Source organism: Anoxybacillus sp. EFIL (assembly GCF_013096955.1).
In the GTDB taxonomy this organism is placed as follows: domain Bacteria; phylum Bacillota; class Bacilli; order Bacillales; family Anoxybacillaceae; genus Anoxybacillus; species Anoxybacillus ayderensis.
The window spans coordinates 127,975-146,757 of sequence record NZ_SDLH01000001.1 but is presented as its reverse complement, the minus strand read 5'-3'; the positions used below and the strand labels follow the sequence as shown (position 1 = coordinate 146,757).

Here is an 18,783-nt window from a genome sequence, read left to right as displayed (position 1 = left end):
AACGTCGATGCTTCAGCAAAAAAACATTTTATTATGTGTTACAGGGGGCATTGCTGTATATAAAGCAGCGGCACTCACAAGCAAACTTGTGCAAGCAGGGGCGAATGTCAAAGTCGTCATGACGGAAGCTGCTTGTCAATTCGTTACACCGCTTACGTTTCAAGCGTTATCAAAAAACGAAGTGTACGTCGATACATTCGATGAAAAAAACCCGAACGTCATTGCACATATTGACTTAGCTGATTGGGCACATATCGTACTCGTTGCCCCTGCGACCGCAAACACGATCGCAAAGCTCGCCTATGGTTTAGCTGATAACATGGTGACAACGATTTTACTTGCGACGAAAGCACCGGTTTGGCTTGCGCCTGCGATGAACGTCCATATGTACGAACATCCAGCGGTACAACAAAATATGCGCACGTTGCAGTCATATGGCTATCGCTTTATTGAGCCAGCGGAAGGGATGCTTGCGTGCGGTTACGTTGGAAAAGGGCGATTAGAAGAACCAGAAACGATCGTCGCTTTGCTTGAACAACATGTTGCATCAAACGAACTGTTAAAAGGAAAAAAAGTGTTAGTGACAGCCGGTCCGACGCGTGAAAAATTAGACCCTGTCCGCTTTTTCAGCAATCATTCGACAGGAAAAATGGGATATGCCATCGCAGAGGTGGCGCGCGATTTTGGAGCTGACGTCACCCTCATTTCCGGTCCGACGTCGCTTGTTCGTCCGGAAGGAATACAGACGATTCAAGTAGAAAGTGCGCAAGACATGTATGAAGCGGTGATGGAGCATTTTCAACATAGCGATATCGTCATTAAAACAGCGGCAGTAGCAGACTATCGTCCGAAATATGTGGCCGACAATAAAATAAAAAAGCAGCAAGGAGACTACACCGTCGTTCTTGAGCGAACGATCGACATTTTACAAACGCTCGGCGAACAAAAAACGCACCAATTTTTAGTTGGCTTTGCGGCAGAAACGAACGATGTGGAACGATATGCGAAAGAAAAGCTCGCGCGCAAAAATGCCGATATGATTGTCGCAAATAACGTCGTCCAAGAAGGAGCAGGGTTCGGCACAGATACAAATATCGTGACGATATTTAAACGAGACGGAACGGCAAAGCAACTTCCACTCTTGCCAAAATCGGAAGTGGCAAAACAAATTTTACGTGAAATTCATGATGAAATTGAGGGACGCCTATGACGGTTGCTTCTGTCATCGTTGATATTCCTACGAGTCAAACGGATCGCCCGTTTGATTACGCGATCCCACCTGAACTTGTCGGCGTTGTACAACCAGGCATGCGCGTTGTCGTGCCATTTGGCACACGTTTTTTACAAGGATTTGTGATTGAACTGAAAGAAACGACGGATATGCCGCTCGAACAATTAAAGCCCATTCATTCTCTTTTTGACGTTGTTCCTGTATTTAATGAAGAATTGTTGCGACTTGGAAAATGGCTAGCTGAAACGACGCTTTGTTTCATGGTATCGGCGTTTCAAGCGATGTTACCTGCCGCAATGAAAGCGAAATATGAAAAAGATATTCGGCTCATCGAACAACATATGCCGTTCATACACGAAAAAGTACGCGCGTTGTTTCGCGACCGTCTCGTCATTCCGTGGAGGGAAGTGGCACAAACGCCATACGTGCCACTGTTGCAAAAAGAAATCGCAAGAGGCCATATGGAAGTCGTTTACCGAGTTGAAGAAAAAGGAAAAATAAAAACAGAAAAGTGGGTCGAACGGTGCGCGAGTGATGACGATGTCACACATGCGCTTGTATCGCTCTCGCAGCGCGCCATAAAACAAAAACAAATGCTTGAGCGCCTGCTTACAGCCCGCTCTCTTCCTTTGAAACAATTGTTAAGTGAAACAAATAGCACGTTTGCTACTGTTCAAGCGCTCATGAAAAAACAGCTCGTCACTGTGACAGAAAAAGAAATATATCGCGATCCGTATGCTAACCGCTCGTTTACAAAAACAAAACCGCTCCCTTTAACAGACGAACAACGCCAAGCGTTACAGGCGATCGGACAAACGATTGACGAAGATGTGCATGACGTTTTTTTAATGTACGGCGTCACAGGAAGCGGAAAAACAGAAGTGTATATGCAAGCGATTGATCTCGTCTTAAAAAAGGGAAAAGAGGCGATTGTGCTCGTGCCTGAAATTTCGCTGACGCCTCAAATGGTGAAGCGGTTTAAAGAACGATTCGGTTCGAAAGTAGCCGTTCTTCATAGCGGCTTATCGCTCGGAGAAAAGTATGACGAGTGGCGAAAAATTCAACGAAAAGAAGTACAGCTCGTCGTTGGAGCTCGTTCCGCCATTTTTGCACCGTTTGAAAACATCGGCATCATCATTATTGATGAAGAACATGAAACGAGCTACAAACAAGAAGAAGCGCCCCGCTATCATGCGCGCGATGTGGCGATTTTCCGAGGTCGTTACCATCGTTGTCCTGTTGTGCTTGGCAGCGCTACGCCATCGCTTGAGTCGTTTGCGCGCGCTCAAAAAGGGGTATATAAACAAGTCACGTTAACGAAACGAATGAACGATCACGCGATGCCGCCTGTAGACATTGTTGATATGCGCGAAGAACTGCGCGCAGGAAACCGCTCGATGTTTTCCCGCCTTTTATTTGAAAAATTAACGGGGCGTTTACAAAAAGGAGAACAATCTGTTTTATTTTTAAATCGTCGTGGTTATTCTTCTTTCGTCATGTGTCGCGATTGCGGTCACGTCATTCAATGTCCACATTGCGATATTTCGCTCACGTATCATCGCGTCCAACAACAATTGAAATGTCATTATTGTGGGTACGAACAGCGAATGTCGTCGCATTGTCCTGCTTGTCAAAGCGAACATATTCGCTTTTTCGGAACGGGAACGCAAAAAGTAGAAGAAGAATTAACAAAGCTGCTTCCAGAAGCGCGCGTCATTCGGATGGACGTCGATACAACGAGCCGAAAAGGAGCACATGAACGACTGCTTCGGGAATTCGGAGAAGGAAAGGCTGACATTTTACTCGGCACGCAAATGATTGCCAAAGGGCTCGATTTTCCAAACGTCACGTTAGTTGGCGTATTAGCAGCAGATACGATGCTTCACGTCCCTGATTTTCGCGCAGCAGAAAAAACGTTCCAATTGCTGACGCAAGTAAGCGGTCGAGCGGGGCGGCATCATTTGCCGGGTGAGGTCGTCATTCAAACGTATACACCTGAACATTACAGCATTCAATTCGCAAGCAAACATCATTATGAGGCGTTTTATGAACGTGAAATGATGAACCGAAAAAAACACGGGTATCCACCGTTTTACTATTTAACGCTCATTACGGTGTCGCATGTCGATGCGCTGAAAGGAATAAGCATCGCTGAAAAAATTGCTGCACATGTGAAAAAACATTTGTCAGCTGAAGCGGTTGTACTCGGGCCTGTTGCTTCTCCGATTGCACGCATGAACGATAGATATCGTTACCAATGCATGATAAAATACAAGCGGGAAGCGAACTTAACGACAGCGCTCCGCACCATTATGGAACATTATCAGCGCGAGATGACGCGCGGTGATGTGACGATTACGATTGATTTAAATCCATATATGATGATGTAAATAAGGGAGGAACCGTTTTGGCTATTTTACCGATTGTAACATATCCTGCCCCGATTTTAGAAACCGTTTGCCAGCCGGTCACTGTTTTTGACCGCAAGCTGACGAAAATATTAAACGATATGTACGATACGATGATTGCGGCCGATGGGGTCGGATTAGCCGCCCCACAAGTCGGCATTGACCAACAAATTGCGATTGTTGATATTGGCGACCGCCACAGGCGCATCGAGTTAGTGAATCCCGTCATCGTTGCCCAAAGCGGTGAACAAATTGGGCCAGAAGGATGCTTAAGTTTTCCGGGGTTATTTGGAGAAGTGAAACGTTCTCAATATGTGAAAGTACGCGCGCAAAATCGTCGCGGTCGCCCGTTTGAAATCGAAGCGACAGGCTTTTTAGCTCGTGCGTTACAACATGAAATTGACCATTTACACGGCATATTATTTACGTCAAAAGTGATTCGTTATTATGAAGAAGGGGAGTTCGAACAATGAACATTGTATTTATGGGAACACCTGACTTTGCTGTTCCGATTTTAGAACAGTTGATCAAAGACGGATACAACGTCGTCGGCGTCGTGACACAACCGGACAAACCGAAAGGACGGAAACAACAATTAACCCCACCGCCAGTCAAAGTGACAGCACAATCGTACAACATCCCGGTATTGCAACCGACAAAAATTCGTGAAAAAGATCAATATGAACAAGTGATCGCCTTGCAACCAGATTTGATTGTGACAGCTGCGTTTGGACAAATTTTACCGAAACCGCTTCTTGAAGCGCCAACGTATGGGTGCATTAACGTGCACGCCTCGCTTTTGCCAGAGTTGCGCGGAGGAGCTCCTATTCATTACGCCATTTTGCAAGGAAAAGAAAAAACAGGCATTACAATGATGTACATGGTTGAAAAACTAGATGCAGGCGACATATTAACGCAAGTGGAAGTGCCGATTGATGAACGCGATACAGTCGGGACGTTGCACGACAAACTTAGCGAAGCGGGGGCGAAACTACTTTCTGAAACGCTTCCGAAACTGCTTCGTGGCGACATTACACCGATAAAGCAAGATGATGAACAAGCAACGTTTGCATACAACATTAAACCAGAACAAGAACGAATCGATTGGACAAAAACGGGAGAAGACATTTATAACCATATTCGCGGCATGAATCCGTGGCCTGTCGCCTATACGACGTATGGCGATGAACGTTGGAAAATTTGGTGGGGAGAAAAAGTACGAGCATCTTTCCAAGCGAAGCCAGGCACCATTGTCGCCGTTGAACGCGACGGCATTGTCGTTGCAACCGGCAACGAAACAGCGATCAAAATTACTGAATTGCAGCCAGCAGGAAAGCGGAAAATGAGCGCTACTGACTTTTTACGCGGTGCAACGATTGAAATCGGGACAGTATTAGGAGGAAAGAATGAGTAAAAAAAACGTCCGAAACTTAGCGTTAGATGTGTTAATCGATATCGAAAAAAAACGAGCATATAGCAATTTATCATTACATCATGTGATCGAAACGAACGAATTATCCGCCCAAGACGTTGCGCTTTTAACAGAGATAGTGTACGGCACGATCCAACGACGCGATACGCTTGATTACTATTTACAGCCGTTTGTGAAAGGAAAAATTGAGCCGTGGGTGCGCCTGTTGCTCCGAATGTCGCTTTATCAAATGGTATTTTTAGACCGGATTCCTGATCGCGCGGTGTTATTTGAAGCGGTAGAAATAGCAAAACGTCGCGGTCATCGCGGCATCGCCTCGCTCGTAAATGGGGTATTGCGCTCCATTCAGCGCCAAGGGTTGCGCTCGTTTGATGAAATAAAAGACGACATCGAACGTCTAGCCGTTGCGACAAGCCACCCGCTTTGGCTCGTGCGTCGATGGGTGGCGCAGTTTGGCTTAGAAGAAACAAAACGAATGTGTGAAGCAAACAACTTGCCGCCAGAACAAACGGCACGGGTAAACGCGATGCGTGTAACGGTTGAAGAAGCGATCGCCCGCTTAAAAGAAGAAGGGATTGAAGCTGTTCCTTCTTCTGTCGTGCCGGTTGGGATAAAAATGGTCAAGGGAAATGCAGCGAAAACGAGCGTGTTTCAAGAAGGGCTTGTGACGATTCAAGACGAAAGCTCGATGCTTGTTGCTTACGCTCTTTCTCCAACCGACACAGACGTTGTTTTAGATTGTTGCGCGGCACCAGGTGGAAAGACGACGCATATGGCTGAACGAATGAACAACAAAGGTCGTGTCGTTGCGTTAGATATTCACGATCATAAAGTAAAGCTGATTGAGCAGCAGGCCAAACGCCTAGGCTTGTCGAATATTGAAGCGAAACAACTCGATAGCCGTCAAGCACATACGCAATTTGCTGCTGAAACGTTTGATCGCATATTAGTTGATGCCCCGTGCTCAGGACTTGGCGTCATTCGGCGGAAGCCGGAAATTAAATATGCGAAAAACGAAAACGATATCGCACAACTTGCCGATATTCAACGAAATATTTTGCGGACGGTCGCCCCGCTTGTAAAACGAGGCGGAACGCTCGTATATAGCACATGTACGGTCGATCGGGAAGAAAACGAACAAGTGATTGCGACGTTTTTAGACGAACATCCACAATATGAGCTCGATGAGACGCTTGCTTCGCGCCTGCCATCATCGGTGGCGCCATACGTGCGTCACGGCATGTTGCAACTGCTTCCACATCACGTATATAGCGACGGATTTTTTATCGCAACATTGAAAAAGAAAGGTGAAATGATATGAAACCATCCATTTACTCGCTGCGTTTAGAAGACTTGCAAAGTTGGGTGGAACAGCAAGGGGAAAAGCCGTTTCGCGCCACACAAATTTTTGAATGGTTATATAAAAAACGGGTGACGTCATTTGAAGAGATGACAAATATTCCAAAAGCGTTGCGCGAACAGTTAGATGAACATTTCGTCATTACGACATTAAAAACGCTCGTACAACAAACGTCAAAAGACGGAACGATGAAGTTTTTATTTGAGCTTCATGACGGCTATTCGATTGAAACGGTGCTTATGCGCCATGACTACGGTAATTCGATTTGTGTGACGACACAAGTCGGCTGCCGAATCGGCTGTACGTTTTGTGCTTCGACGTTAGGCGGTTTAAAGCGCAACTTACAAGCAGGTGAAATTGTTGCCCAAGTCGTCAAAGTACAAAAAGCGCTCGATGAAACGAACGAACGAGTAAGCAGCATCGTCGTCATGGGAATTGGGGAACCGTTTGATAACTACGATGAGCTCATCAAATTTTTGAAAATCGTGAACCATCCAAAAGGGCTGCATATTGGCGCGCGTCACATCACCGTATCAACGAGCGGCATCATCCCAAAAATTTATCAATTTGCCGATGAAAATATGCAAATTAACTTCGCGATTTCGCTTCATGCGCCAAATACGGAATTGCGCTCGAAGTTAATGCCGATTAACCGCGCTTATAAATTGCCAGAGCTGATGGAAGCGGTGCGCTACTACATTGAAAAAACAGGGCGGCGCGTGACATTTGAATACGGCTTATTTGGCGGTGTGAACGATCAAATTGAACATGCCGAAGAGCTTGCTGAGCTGATTAAAGGATTAAAATGTCACGTCAATTTAATCCCGGTCAACTATGTGCCTGAACGCAACTACGTGCGCACGCCGCGCGAGCAAATTTTTGCGTTTGAGAAAACGTTGAAAAAACACGGCATTAACGTAACGATTCGCCGTGAACAAGGGCACGATATTGATGCAGCATGCGGTCAACTACGCGCGAAGGAGCGGAAAGAAGAAACGAAAGCGTAACGATGTGGACACACATATCGAAGTAAGGAAGGGATACGTATATGAAGGCGGTATTTCAGACGGATGTCGGGAAAATAAGGTCACATAACGAAGATAACGGTGGCGTTTTTATCAATCAAACAGGCGATTATTTAGCGGTTGTCGCTGATGGGATGGGTGGTCATCTTGCTGGTGATGTGGCAAGTGAAATGACGATGACGCAGTTAAAACAGTTTTGGGAAGAGACGGAAGAAATGACGTCCCCACAGCAAGCGGAGACGTGGTTAAAAGAACATATTATGAAAGTGAACGAATCGCTTTTTCAACACTCTCAAACGAACGATCATTGTCAAGGGATGGGCACGACGATCGTTGCCGCCATTTGTACAAAACAGTTTGCGACGATCGGCCACATCGGTGATAGCCGTTGTTATTTACTAAACGCAAACGGATTTCAACAAATGACAGAAGACCATTCCCTTGTCAATGAATTAGTGAAAAGCGGACAACTATCAAAAGAAGATGCGGAATATCATCCGCGTAAACATGTGCTATTGCGCGCGCTCGGAACAGAGCAAGTAATTGAACTCGATGTAAAAACGGTCGCTGTCGATGAAGGAGATATGTTATTGCTTTGCTCTGACGGCCTTTCGAATAAAGTGCCTGAACAGACGATGGTAGACGTATTAACGTCTGATCGCTCGCTTGAAGAAAAAGCGCAAGCGTTAATTGATGTGGCAAACGAGCACGGTGGGGAAGATAACATTACGTTAGCGATCGTACAATTTTTAGATGTGAGTGAAAGTAGGTGATCGCTCGTGCTCATCGGCAAACGATTAAACGGTCGCTATAAAATATTACAGCTCATTGGCGGCGGCGGAATGGCAAACGTTTACTTAGCTAGGGATATGATTTTAGACCGCGACGTTGCTGTAAAAGTGTTGCGTTTAGATTTTGTAAACGATGAATTATTTATTAAACGGTTTCGACGTGAAGCACAAGCCGCGACAAGTTTAAACCATGAAAATATTGTCACGATTTACGATGTTGGAGAGGACGACGGCATTTACTACATGGTCATGGAATATGTGCGTGGCTGCACGTTAAAACAATACATTCAACAACGTGCCCCGCTTCCTGTTCAAGAAGCGTTGCGCATGATGGATGAATTAACAGGAGCGATTGCTCACGCTCATCAAAACGGAGTCATTCATCGCGACATTAAGCCACAAAACATTTTAGTCGCAGAAGACGGAACGATTAAAATTACAGATTTCGGTATAGCTGTCGCGTTAAGCTCGACAACGATTACGCAAACGAATTCAGTTTTAGGATCTGTTCATTATTTATCGCCTGAACAAGCAAAAGGCGGAATGGCGACAGAAAAATCGGATATTTATTCGCTCGGTATCGTCATGTTTGAGTTGTTAACGGGACAATTGCCGTTTTCTGGTGAATCTGCCGTAGCGATTGTGTTAAAACATTTGCAAACGGAGACGCCGTCTGTGCGACGATGGAACCCGAACATTCCTCAAAGCGTAGAAAATATTGTGTTAAAAGCGACAGCAAAAAATCCGTTGCATCGTTACAATAGCGCATTAGATATGCAAAAACATATTCGCACCGCTCTTTTGCCTGAGCGCATAAACGAACAAAAATTTACGTTGCCGACCGAAGATGACGACGAAGAAACGAAAATTATCCCGATTGTGAAGCCGACCGCTTCTGCACCGTCAGAAAAGAAAGAGGACGTGCCTCCTCCAAAAGAAAAGCGTTCAAAAAAATGGCTCATTTTATGGGCGACATTTCTTTTCTTGCTCGTCGGCGCTGGGGTGAGCGCAGTCACATGGATTCCTGATTTATTTTTCCCAAAAGATGTGACGGTACCTGATGTGACAAACAAAAATTATACAGATGCGGTGACGGAATTAACGTCGTTAGGATTAAAAATCGAAAAAACGGTCGAAGAAGAACATGATGACATCGCAGAAGGATTTGTCATTCGTACGAATCCGCAAGCCGGAAAAGTCGTCAAAGCGGGTACGGCAGTGACGATTTATAAAAGTATAGGGAAGAAAAAAGTGGAGTTTCAAAATTATGTTGGCGAGCCAATCGATGACGTTGAGCGACAATTGCGATCGGCAAACTATTTACTCATCGATAAAAAACAAGTGTATAGTGACGAACCAGCAGGTACGATTATCGAACAATTCCCGCTTCCAGGCGAAAAAGTTGTACCGGAAGAAACAGAAGTGCGTTTTACCGTCAGCCTTGGACCAGAAAAAATTGTTTTAAAAGATTTAACAGGATACACGGAAAAAAGTGTGCGCGATTATGCTTCAGACCAACAACTGTACGTCATCGTCAAACAGCAATATTCAGATACGGTCGAAAAAGGGCTCGTCATTTCTCAAACGCCACAAGCGAACGCAAAATTAGAAAAAGGAGCAACTGTGACGGTCGTCATTTCCCTTGGAAAAGAACCGGTATTAACAAAGAAAGTCATCCAAGAAATTAGCATTCCGTACGAACCGCCTGTTGATGTAAACGAACCAGTCATGGCAGAATTATATATAGAAGACGAAAACTATTCGTTTGCCCAACCGTACAAACGTTATCGTTTAACAAGTGATGTGAAAGAGCGTGTAGAATTTGTCATTCAACAAGGAAAACAAGGGCGTTATCGCGTCGTCGTCAACGGCACGACGGTGCGTGAAGGCATCGTGCCATATCCAACAACACCTTAAAGGAGGGAAGGCATGGCGGAAGGAAAAATTATTAAAGCGTTAAGCGGTTTTTATTACGTGTTAAGCGACGGTCGAGTGTATCAATGTCGTGGTCGCGGGGTGTTTCGCAAGCGGAAAGTGACGCCGCTTGTTGGCGACTACGTTTCCTTTCAAGCGGAAAATGAACGAGAAGGGTATATATTAGACGTATTTGAGCGGAAAAATGAACTTGTTCGCCCGCCGATTGCAAATATCGACCAAGCGATTTTAGTGTTTTCAGCGGTAGAGCCAGATTTTAACCCAGCATTGCTCGATCGATTTCTCGTCTTAATTGAAGCAAAGCACATTCGCCCAATTATTGTTGTGAGTAAAATGGATTTAGTAGACGATGAAACAAAACCACGCATCGAACAATATATTCGCGATTATCGTCAAATCGGATATGATGTGTTAGAAGTGTCGACGAAAACGCGGGCAGGGGTTGAATCATTACTCCCTTACTTCGAAGGAAACGTGTCCGTCTTTGCAGGGCAGTCAGGTGTCGGAAAGTCTTCTTTATTAAATGCGTTACGTCCGGACTTACAGTTAAAAACGGGCGATATTTCCCACCATCTTGGACGAGGAAAACATACGACAAGACATGTTGAATTAATTGAAATCGGAGGCGGTTTCGTCGCAGATACGCCGGGCTTTAGTGCGCTAGAATTTGATGAAATCGAACTCGAACAATTGCCGCTTTGTTTTCCTGAGTTTGTTGCTAGAAGCGGCGGTTGTAAATTCCGCGGTTGTACGCATACAGCGGAGCCGAAATGCGCGGTGAAAGAGGCGTTCGCATCGGGAGACATTCCTTCTTACCGTTATGAACATTACGTGAGCTTTATCGAGGAAATAAAAGAACGAAAGCCGAGGTATTGAACATGATTAAAATTGCGCCATCGATTTTATCTGCAAATTTCGCCAAACTTGGCGAAGAAATTGTAGACGTAGAACGGGGAGGAGCGGATTACATTCATGTCGATGTGATGGACGGTCATTTCGTTCCGAACATTACCATCGGCCCACTAATCGTGGAAGCGATTCGTCCGGTGACGACACTCCCGCTTGACGTTCACTTAATGATTGAACAACCAGATCGTTATATTCCGACGTTTGCGAAAGCGGGGGCAGATTATTTGACGGTGCATGTCGAAGCTTGCCCGCATTTACACCGCACGATTCATTTAATAAAAGAACACGGTGTGAAAGCGGGGGTGGCGCTAAACCCACATACACCGATAGCGATGATTGAACACATCATAGAAGATATCGACTTAGTTTTATTTATGACGGTCAATCCAGGCTTTGGCGGACAATCGTTTATCCCAGCTGTGCTACCAAAAATTCGTGCGTTTTCGACACTCGTTCGCGAACGAGGACTTTCCGTTGAAATTGAAGTAGACGGTGGCATTCACGCTGAAACCGCAAAGCTTTGTGTACAAGCCGGAGCGAACGTTCTCGTGGCGGGATCAGCCATTTATAATCAAGCTGATCGCGCTCAAGCGATTCGCGCCATTCGTGAGGGTGTGTCATCTTGACACATCCTTCTTTTATAAAGGGGGGACATCCGTTGATTATTCATATTGTTGCAGGTGGTCCGACAAGCTTTTTGCCACATTTACAGGCGTATGATGGGGAGGACGTATATTGGGTAGGGGTAGATCGAGGGGTGCTCGCGTTGCTTCATGCCGGCATTATGCCAAAACGGGCGTTTGGAGATTTTGATTCCATCAACGAACAAGAGTTACAACAATTAAAAATGAAATTACCGCATATCGATATATGGCCGTCTGAAAAAGATCAAACGGATACAGACATTGCACTTGAGTGGGCGCTTGAACAAGAAGCGGAAAAAATTCGATTGTTTGGGGCGACAGGGGGACGGCTCGATCATCTATTCGGTAACGTTCAACTATTATTTAAGGGAGAAGACGGACAAATTGAGTTAATTGATCGTCAAAATATTGTTACGCTTCATCGCAGCGGGAAACATGTCGTTGCTAAAAAAGATGAATACCGGTATGTTTCATTTATTCCGTTGACCCCGATTCGCGCGTTGACGCTTCGTGGGTTTAAATACCCTCTCGATGCGCACGATGTGCCGCTCGGATCGACATTATGCGTCAGCAACGAACTTATCCATCATTTTGGTACTTTTTCATTTACTGAAGGCATATTAATGATGATAAGAAGCAAGGATGAAAAATAACGCTTCGAGGTACGATTTGTGCGGAGATGAATATAATGATGGAAGAGTGTGCACAGTAGGGGAGGGAATGATGATGAAATTTTATACGATTAAGTTGCCGAAGTTTTTAGGTGGGATTGTACGGGCGATGTTAAACTCGTTCAAAAAAGGATAAAAAGCACCAAATGATTGGTGCTTTTTTCTATTACACACGTTCTACTTTTCCGGATTTTAATGCGCGAGCAGAAACCCAAACGCGCTTTGGCTTTCCGTCAACTAAAATGCGAACTTTTTGAAGGTTTGCTTTCCATGTGCGGCGGCTCGCATTCATTGCGTGAGAACGAGCGTTTCCGAATGATTTTTTCTTACCAGTCACAAAGCATTTTGCCATTTTGTTTCCCTCCTCACTTGCCAAACTACGTGCTCAAAACACTACTATAATTTATCATACATAAAAACGGATTGCAATACTTCTGACATACTCTTTCAAGAAAATAACCTTGACATCTGTTTTCTGTTTCAGGTAAATATACTATGGGGAGAAGCTTTCAAAAATAAGCCGAGTATAGTACAATGGCGTTAGCTACCTAATCAGAAAGGGGACTTGAGCGATGTCCATTGAATTACAAACGAAATACGGTCGTGTTGAAATTAGTAACGATGTCATTGCAGCGATTGCTGGAGGAGCGGCAGTCGATTGTTATGGGATTGTCGGCATGGCATCAAAAAATCAATTAAAAGACGGCATTGCTGAAATTTTACGTCGTGAAAATTTCGCCAAAGGAATTGTTGTCCGTCAAGAGAACGATGAAGTGCACATTGATTTATACGTCATCGTTAGCTACGGTACGAAAATTTCTGAAGTGGCCCATAACGTACAAACGAAAGTGAAGTATACGTTAGATCAAACGTTAGGTTTATCTGTTCAGTCAATCAACATCTATGTTCAAGGGGTTCGTGTGACGAATCCGTAGTGAGGAGGAACAAGTCTGTGGGAGTGACAACATTAGATGGAAAGCGCTTTGCACAAATGATATTGCAAGGCGCGACACATTTAGCGAACAATGCAAAAACAGTAGACGCATTAAACGTCTTTCCTGTGCCAGATGGGGATACAGGGACAAACATGAACTTGTCGATGACGTCTGGTGCGAAAGAAGTGAAAAATCACGTATCTGACCATATTGGAAAAGTGGCGAGCGCATTAGCGAAAGGACTACTAATGGGAGCACGCGGAAACTCAGGCGTTATTTTATCGCAACTATTCCGCGGATTTGCGAAAGCGATTGAACAAAAAAATGAAATTAATAGCAAAGAGTTTGCTGCCGCGCTTGAAGCGGGCGTACAAACGGCATATAAAGCCGTGATGAAGCCCGTTGAAGGAACGATTTTAACCGTCGCCAAAGATGCGGCGAAACGCGCTGTTACTGTTGCGAAAAAAGAAACAGACATTATCGTCGTCATGACGGAAGTATTAAAAGAAGCGAAAGCATCGCTAAAGCGGACGCCAGATTTACTTCCTGTATTAAAAGAAGTAGGTGTTGTGGATAGCGGTGGACAAGGTCTTGTGTTTGTATACGAAGGATTTTTAGCGGCATTAAAAGGGGAAACGATTGCGGAATCGGAAGTGTTGTCGATGGAACAACTCGTCCGTACTGAACATCATCGCAACGTGCAAAGTCATTTGAGCGCAGATGACATTGAGTTTGGATATTGTACAGAATTTATGGTGAAATTTGAGCAAGAAAAAGTAGCGAAACATCCGTTTCAAGAAGAAACGTTTCGCCAAGATTTAAGCCGCTTCGGTGATTCACTTCTTGTCATCGCAGACGATGAATTAGTAAAAGTGCACATTCATGCAGAACAGCCGGGAGAAGTGCTCACATATGCGCAACGTTACGGAAGTTTAATTAACATTAAAATCGAAAACATGCGCGAACAGCATGCGAATATTGTCCATGAAAACATGCCGCAACCGAAAAAGCAAGAACGTCTCCCATACGGCATCGTTACGGTAGCGATGGGGGATGGCATTGCTGAATTGTTTAAAAGCATCGGCGCTCATGCGGTCATTGAAGGTGGACAAACGATGAATCCGAGCACGGAAGACATCGTGAAGGCGATTGAAGAAGTGAATGCCCAAACGGTATTTGTTTTGCCAAATAATAAAAATATTATTTTAGCAGCTCAACAAGCCGCTTCTGTCGCTTCGTGTGATGTTGTCGTCATTCCGTCCAAAACGGTGCCACAAGGAATGACTGCGTTGCTTTCATTTAATCCTTCCGCAACAAAAGAAGAAAACGAACAAGCGATGACAGAGGCGCTTCATCGTGTAAAAACGGGTCAAGTGACGTTTGCTGTTCGCGATACAAATATTGACGGTGTCGAAATTGCGAAAGACGATTATATGGGCATTGCGGACGGGAAAATTGTTGTCTCTCACAAAGAGCTCATGCATGTCATTGAAACGTTACTTTCCCATATCATTAGCGAAGAAGATGAAATCGTCACCATTCTTTCTGGTGAAGATGCGACGGATGAACAAACCGCACATGTCGTTCAATGGATTGAAAAGCAATTCCCGGACGTTGAAGTAGAAACACATCACGGCGGACAACCGTTATATCCGTTTATTTTTGCGATTGAATAAAGCGTATTGTTGTAATTCACATACGATAAAGAAGGGGAACGTTCCCCTTCTTTTTCATGAAGATGACAAGGGGGAGAACAAAGCGTGAAATATCGGAGTGTATTTGACATCATTGGCCCGATTATGATTGGCCCGTCGAGTTCGCATACAGCTGGGGCGGTGCGCATTGGCAAAGTCGCGCGCAACTTATTCGGAAGAAAGCCAGCATGGGCGGACATTTTCTTTTACGGTTCATTCGCTGAGACGTACAAAGGACACGGAACAGATGTCGCCATCGTCGGCGGGTTATTAAACTTTGATACGTTTGATGAACGAATGAAAACATCGTTACACATCGCCAAACAAGAAGGGATCCGCATTACGTTTCATGAAGAAGAAGCGATTCCGCCTCATCCAAATACGGCAAAAATTCGCATCGGCGATGAAAAAGGGGAGCTCGAGCTTGTCGGCATTTCTATTGGCGGTGGAAAAATTGAAATCATCGAGCTGAACGGCTTTGAGCTTAAGCTTTCTGGCCATCACCCTGCACTTTTAATTATGCATAACGATCGTTACGGGGCGATTGCAGGCGTTGCGAACGTATTAGCGAAATACGCCATCAATATCGGCCATATGGAAGTATCGCGGAAAGAAAAAGGAAAACAAGCGCTTATGACAATTGAAGTAGATCAAAATATTGATGATGCGATTGTGGAGCAATTAAAAACGTTGCCACATATTATTGACGTAACAAAAATTGTGGAGTAAAGCGGCGCAAAGGGGAGACAACGATGTTTCGAAATGTAGCAGAACTTGTGGAACGAGCAGAACGCGAACAAATAAAAATTGCAGAAGTGATGATTCGTCAAGAAATGGAAGTGACCGAGCGTAGCCGAGAGGATATTGTGGCGCAAATGGAGAAAAACTTACAAGTGATGGAACAAGCCGTTATGCGCGGATTAGCGGGCGTTCGCTCTCATTCTGGGTTAACAGGTGGCGATGCGACACGCTTACAACAATATATTGCGCGTGGGCAATTTTTATCAGGGGAAACGATTTTAGATGCCGTCAGCAAGGCGATGGCAACGAACGAAGTGAACGCGGCGATGGGGATGATTTGCGCGACACCAACAGCAGGATCAGCTGGTGTCGTCCCAGGCACATTATTTGCGGTGAAAGAAAAACTGCAACCGACGCGCGAACAAATGGTTGAATTTTTATTTACAGCTGGCGCATTCGGGTTTGTAGTCGCAAACAATGCCTCCATTTCTGGTGCGGCAGGCGGTTGCCAAGCAGAAGTTGGATCAGCGGCAGGCATGGCAGCAGCAGCGCTCGTCGAGATGGCTGGTGGCACGCCGAGACAAGCGGCGGAGGCGATGGCTATCGCTTTAAAAAATATGCTCGGACTCGTCTGTGATCCGGTCGCAGGTTTAGTTGAGGTACCGTGTGTAAAACGAAACGCGATCGGAGCGGCCAATGCGATGATTGCTGCCGATATGGCGCTTGCTGGCATACAAAGCCGCATTCCGTGCGATGAGGTCATTGAAGCGATGTTTCGCATCGGTCAAACAATGCCGATTGCATTAAAAGAAACAGCACAAGGAGGGTTAGCGGCCACGCCGACTGCGCGCAAATTAGAAGCGCGCATTTTCGGTAAGCCGAATGAGAAACGTGAGTGACGTATTACCACAACCAGTCACAGCGATTAAAGGAATTGGAGAAGAAACAGCCATAGCGCTTCATGACATGGGAATTGATACGATTGAACAACTGTTGTATCACTTCCCTTTTCGTTATGAAGATTATCGCATATGTGCATTAGAAGAAGCAAAGCATGATGAAAAAATAACGATTGTCGGCAAAGTGTACAGCGAGCCTACCGTTACGTATTATCAACGCAAAAAGTCGCGATTAACGTTTCGTGTGCTTGTGGATCGTTTTTTAGTGACGGCTATTTGCTTTAACCAACCTTATTTAAAAAAGAAACTAGCTTTGCACGAAACGGTGACGATGACAGGAAAGTGGGATAAACATCGTCAAACAATTACGGTGCAACAGCTTCATATCGGTGAAATAAAACAAAAAAAGGAAATTGAACCGGTCTATTCGACGCGAGGAGACTTAACGGTGAAAGGGATGCGCCGTTTTATAGCGCTCGCGTTACAACAATACGGCGATGCGATTGTCGACCCGTTGCCTTGCGAATTGTTGCAAACATATCGGCTCGTATCGAAACGTGACGCGATACGAGCGATTCATATGCCGCTTTCGCATGAGCAGCTGAAACAAGCGCGACGGCGGCTCGTTTATGAAGAATTTTTACTTTTTCAATTAAAAATGCAAGCGTTAAAAAAATATCGCCGTGAACAGTCACCGGGCATTGCACATCGCTTTTCAGATGAACAGCTTCAAACGTTTATTCAGTCGCTTCCATTTCCGCTCACGAACGCACAACAGCGGGTTGTCCGTGAAATTGTTCAAGATTTAAAGTCGCCATATCGGATGAATCGGCTATTACAAGGTGATGTCGGGTCAGGAAAAACCGTCGTTGCGGCTATTGTATTGTATGCAGTATATGTTTCCGGATATCAAGGGGCATTAATGGTGCCGACCGAAATTTTAGCCGAACAGCACGCCGAATCGCTCCGTGCGCTCCTTGAACCGATGGGCATTCGCGTCGAGCTATTGACGAGTTCTGTGAAAGGAAAAAGGCGAAAACAGTTACTTGAACAATTGGCAGCGGGAGACGTTCATGTTGTTGTTGGGACACATGCGCTCATTCAAGATGACGTCAATTTTGCTCAGCTTGGAGTAGTCATTACAGACGAGCAACATCGTTTCGGTGTCGAACAACGGCGCATTTTACGTGAAAAAGGGCAATCGCCCGATGTGTTGTTTATGACGGCAACACCGATTCCGCGCACTCTTGCGATTACTGCGTTTGGAGAAATGGACGTTTCCGTCATTGATGAGATGCCGAAAGGAAGAAAAAAAATCGAAACGTATTGGGTCAAGCACGACATGCTTGAGCGCGTCTTTCAGTTTATCGCCAAACAAGTTGAGGCAGGACATCAAGCATACGTGATTTGTCCGCTCATTGAAGAGTCGGAAAAGCTTGATGTTCAAAACGCAATCGACGTTCATGCGATGTTAACGCACTATTATAAAGGGCGGTATCGCATCGGATTGATGCACGGCCGTTTATCTTCAGAAGAAAAAGAAGAAGTGATGCGTGCATTTAGTGTAAATGATATTCATATTTTAGTATCTACAACTGTTGTGGAAGTTGGGGTAAACGTCCCGAACGCGACGGTCATGGTCATTTACGATGCTGATCGATTCGGCCTTGCCCAGCTCCATCAGTTGCGCGGGCGAGTGGGGCGCGGACAAGCTCAATCGTATTGTATTTTAGTTGCCGATCCAAAGTCGGAAACGGGAAAAGAGCGCATGCGCATTATGACGGAAACGAACGACGGATTTGTGTTGTCTGAAAAAGATTTAGAACTGCGCGGGCCGGGCGACTTTTTTGGCACGAAACAAAGCGGCATGCCTGAGTTTCGTCTCGGCGATCTCGTCCACGACTATCGCATTTTAGAAGTGGCACGACAAGATGCAGCCCGCCTCATCGATTCCCCTGCCTTTTGGCGGGAAGAAAAATACGCTCTTCTTCGTGAACATTTACAGCAATCAGGCATTTTAAGCGGTGAAAAATTAGATTAAAAGTGGTTGAAATGTCATCTTGGGTGTTATATACTACTATTAGTACCTAGTAATAATTCGGATGGTG

General features: G+C 45.1%; 18 protein-coding genes. 17 read left to right on the top strand and 1 reads right to left on the bottom strand.

Annotation, left to right across the window (positions count from 1 at the left end; all coding sequences use genetic code 11):
* Positions 1–7: 7 nt before the first annotated feature.
* From coaBC to spoVM, 12 genes are all read left to right on the top strand, one after another.
* Positions 8–1,210, top strand: a complete 1,203-nt coding sequence (gene coaBC, locus ES017_RS00720) for a bifunctional phosphopantothenoylcysteine decarboxylase/phosphopantothenate--cysteine ligase CoaBC (RefSeq protein WP_021094259.1) — start codon at positions 8–10, stop codon at positions 1,208–1,210.
* Entirely contained in the window at positions 1,207–3,621 is a 2,415-nt protein-coding gene (gene priA, locus ES017_RS00715; protein ID WP_042533824.1) for a primosomal protein N', read from the top strand. The genes coaBC and priA overlap by 4 nt, the downstream gene beginning before the upstream one ends.
* Before the next feature lie 17 nt (positions 3,622–3,638).
* Positions 3,639–4,112 (top strand): peptide deformylase, encoded by a 474-nt coding sequence (def, locus tag ES017_RS00710; protein ID WP_021094257.1) that lies wholly within the window; start codon positions 3,639–3,641, stop codon positions 4,110–4,112.
* The gene (gene fmt, locus ES017_RS00705) at positions 4,109–5,053 is read left to right on the top strand and encodes a methionyl-tRNA formyltransferase (protein ID WP_021094256.1); all 945 of its coding nucleotides are present in this window, start codon (positions 4,109–4,111) and stop codon (positions 5,051–5,053) included. The genes def and fmt overlap by 4 nt, the downstream gene beginning before the upstream one ends.
* Positions 5,046–6,392 (top strand): 16S rRNA (cytosine(967)-C(5))-methyltransferase RsmB, encoded by a 1,347-nt coding sequence (gene rsmB, locus ES017_RS00700; protein ID WP_021094255.1) that lies wholly within the window; start codon positions 5,046–5,048, stop codon positions 6,390–6,392. Before fmt ends, rsmB begins: the two co-directional genes overlap by 8 nt.
* Positions 6,389–7,438: a dual-specificity RNA methyltransferase RlmN gene (rlmN, locus tag ES017_RS00695; protein WP_021094254.1), complete on the top strand. Its 1,050-nt coding sequence runs from the start codon at positions 6,389–6,391 to the stop codon at positions 7,436–7,438. The genes rsmB and rlmN overlap by 4 nt, the downstream gene beginning before the upstream one ends.
* 41 nt (positions 7,439–7,479) lie before the next feature.
* The gene (locus ES017_RS00690) at positions 7,480–8,229 is read left to right on the top strand and encodes a Stp1/IreP family PP2C-type Ser/Thr phosphatase (protein ID WP_042533826.1); all 750 of its coding nucleotides are present in this window, start codon (positions 7,480–7,482) and stop codon (positions 8,227–8,229) included.
* A 6-nt stretch (positions 8,230–8,235) separates the two neighbouring features.
* Positions 8,236–10,164 carry a Stk1 family PASTA domain-containing Ser/Thr kinase gene (gene pknB, locus ES017_RS00685; RefSeq protein WP_042533828.1) on the top strand — a complete coding sequence of 643 codons (1,929 nt, stop codon included), beginning with the start codon at positions 8,236–8,238 and terminating at the stop codon, positions 10,162–10,164.
* 12 nt (positions 10,165–10,176) lie between these two features.
* On the top strand, positions 10,177–11,058 hold the full coding sequence (gene rsgA / locus ES017_RS00680) for a ribosome small subunit-dependent GTPase A (protein ID WP_021094251.1): 882 nt from the start codon (positions 10,177–10,179) through the stop codon (positions 11,056–11,058).
* Positions 11,059–11,060: 2 nt separating this feature from the next.
* Complete coding sequence (gene rpe / locus ES017_RS00675; protein ID WP_042533830.1) at positions 11,061–11,717, top strand: ribulose-phosphate 3-epimerase; 657 nt, start codon at positions 11,061–11,063, stop codon at positions 11,715–11,717.
* Positions 11,718–11,749: 32 nt separating this feature from the next.
* Complete coding sequence (locus ES017_RS00670; RefSeq protein WP_171334605.1) at positions 11,750–12,388, top strand: thiamine diphosphokinase; 639 nt, start codon at positions 11,750–11,752, stop codon at positions 12,386–12,388.
* A 73-nt stretch (positions 12,389–12,461) separates the two neighbouring features.
* Positions 12,462–12,542 (top strand): stage V sporulation protein SpoVM, encoded by an 81-nt coding sequence (gene spoVM, locus ES017_RS00665; RefSeq protein WP_003394991.1) that lies wholly within the window; start codon positions 12,462–12,464, stop codon positions 12,540–12,542.
* A gap of 30 nt (positions 12,543–12,572) precedes the next feature.
* Here spoVM and rpmB read toward each other — a convergent pair whose 3' ends face one another.
* The gene (gene rpmB, locus ES017_RS00660; RefSeq protein ID WP_003394988.1) at positions 12,573–12,758 is read right to left on the bottom strand and encodes a 50S ribosomal protein L28; all 186 of its coding nucleotides are present in this window, start codon (positions 12,756–12,758) and stop codon (positions 12,573–12,575) included.
* Between the two features lie 220 nt (positions 12,759–12,978).
* Between rpmB and ES017_RS00655 the strand changes: the two genes are divergently transcribed.
* The 5 genes from ES017_RS00655 to recG all read left to right on the top strand — a co-directional run bounded on the left by ES017_RS00655 (position 12,979) and on the right by recG (position 18,716).
* On the top strand, positions 12,979–13,341 hold the full coding sequence (locus ES017_RS00655; protein WP_006323120.1) for an Asp23/Gls24 family envelope stress response protein: 363 nt from the start codon (positions 12,979–12,981) through the stop codon (positions 13,339–13,341).
* A 17-nt stretch (positions 13,342–13,358) separates the two neighbouring features.
* Complete coding sequence (locus ES017_RS00650; protein WP_042533834.1) at positions 13,359–15,017, top strand: DAK2 domain-containing protein; 1,659 nt, start codon at positions 13,359–13,361, stop codon at positions 15,015–15,017.
* A gap of 84 nt (positions 15,018–15,101) precedes the next feature.
* Positions 15,102–15,764, top strand: a complete 663-nt coding sequence (sdaAB, locus tag ES017_RS00645; RefSeq protein ID WP_042533836.1) for an L-serine ammonia-lyase, iron-sulfur-dependent subunit beta — start codon at positions 15,102–15,104, stop codon at positions 15,762–15,764.
* 23 nt (positions 15,765–15,787) lie between these two features.
* On the top strand, positions 15,788–16,675 hold the full coding sequence (sdaAA, locus tag ES017_RS00640; protein ID WP_042533838.1) for an L-serine ammonia-lyase, iron-sulfur-dependent, subunit alpha: 888 nt from the start codon (positions 15,788–15,790) through the stop codon (positions 16,673–16,675).
* Positions 16,659–18,716 (top strand): ATP-dependent DNA helicase RecG, encoded by a 2,058-nt coding sequence (gene recG / locus ES017_RS00635; protein ID WP_216367376.1) that lies wholly within the window; start codon positions 16,659–16,661, stop codon positions 18,714–18,716. The genes sdaAA and recG overlap by 17 nt, the downstream gene beginning before the upstream one ends.
* Positions 18,717–18,783 lie beyond the last annotated feature (67 nt).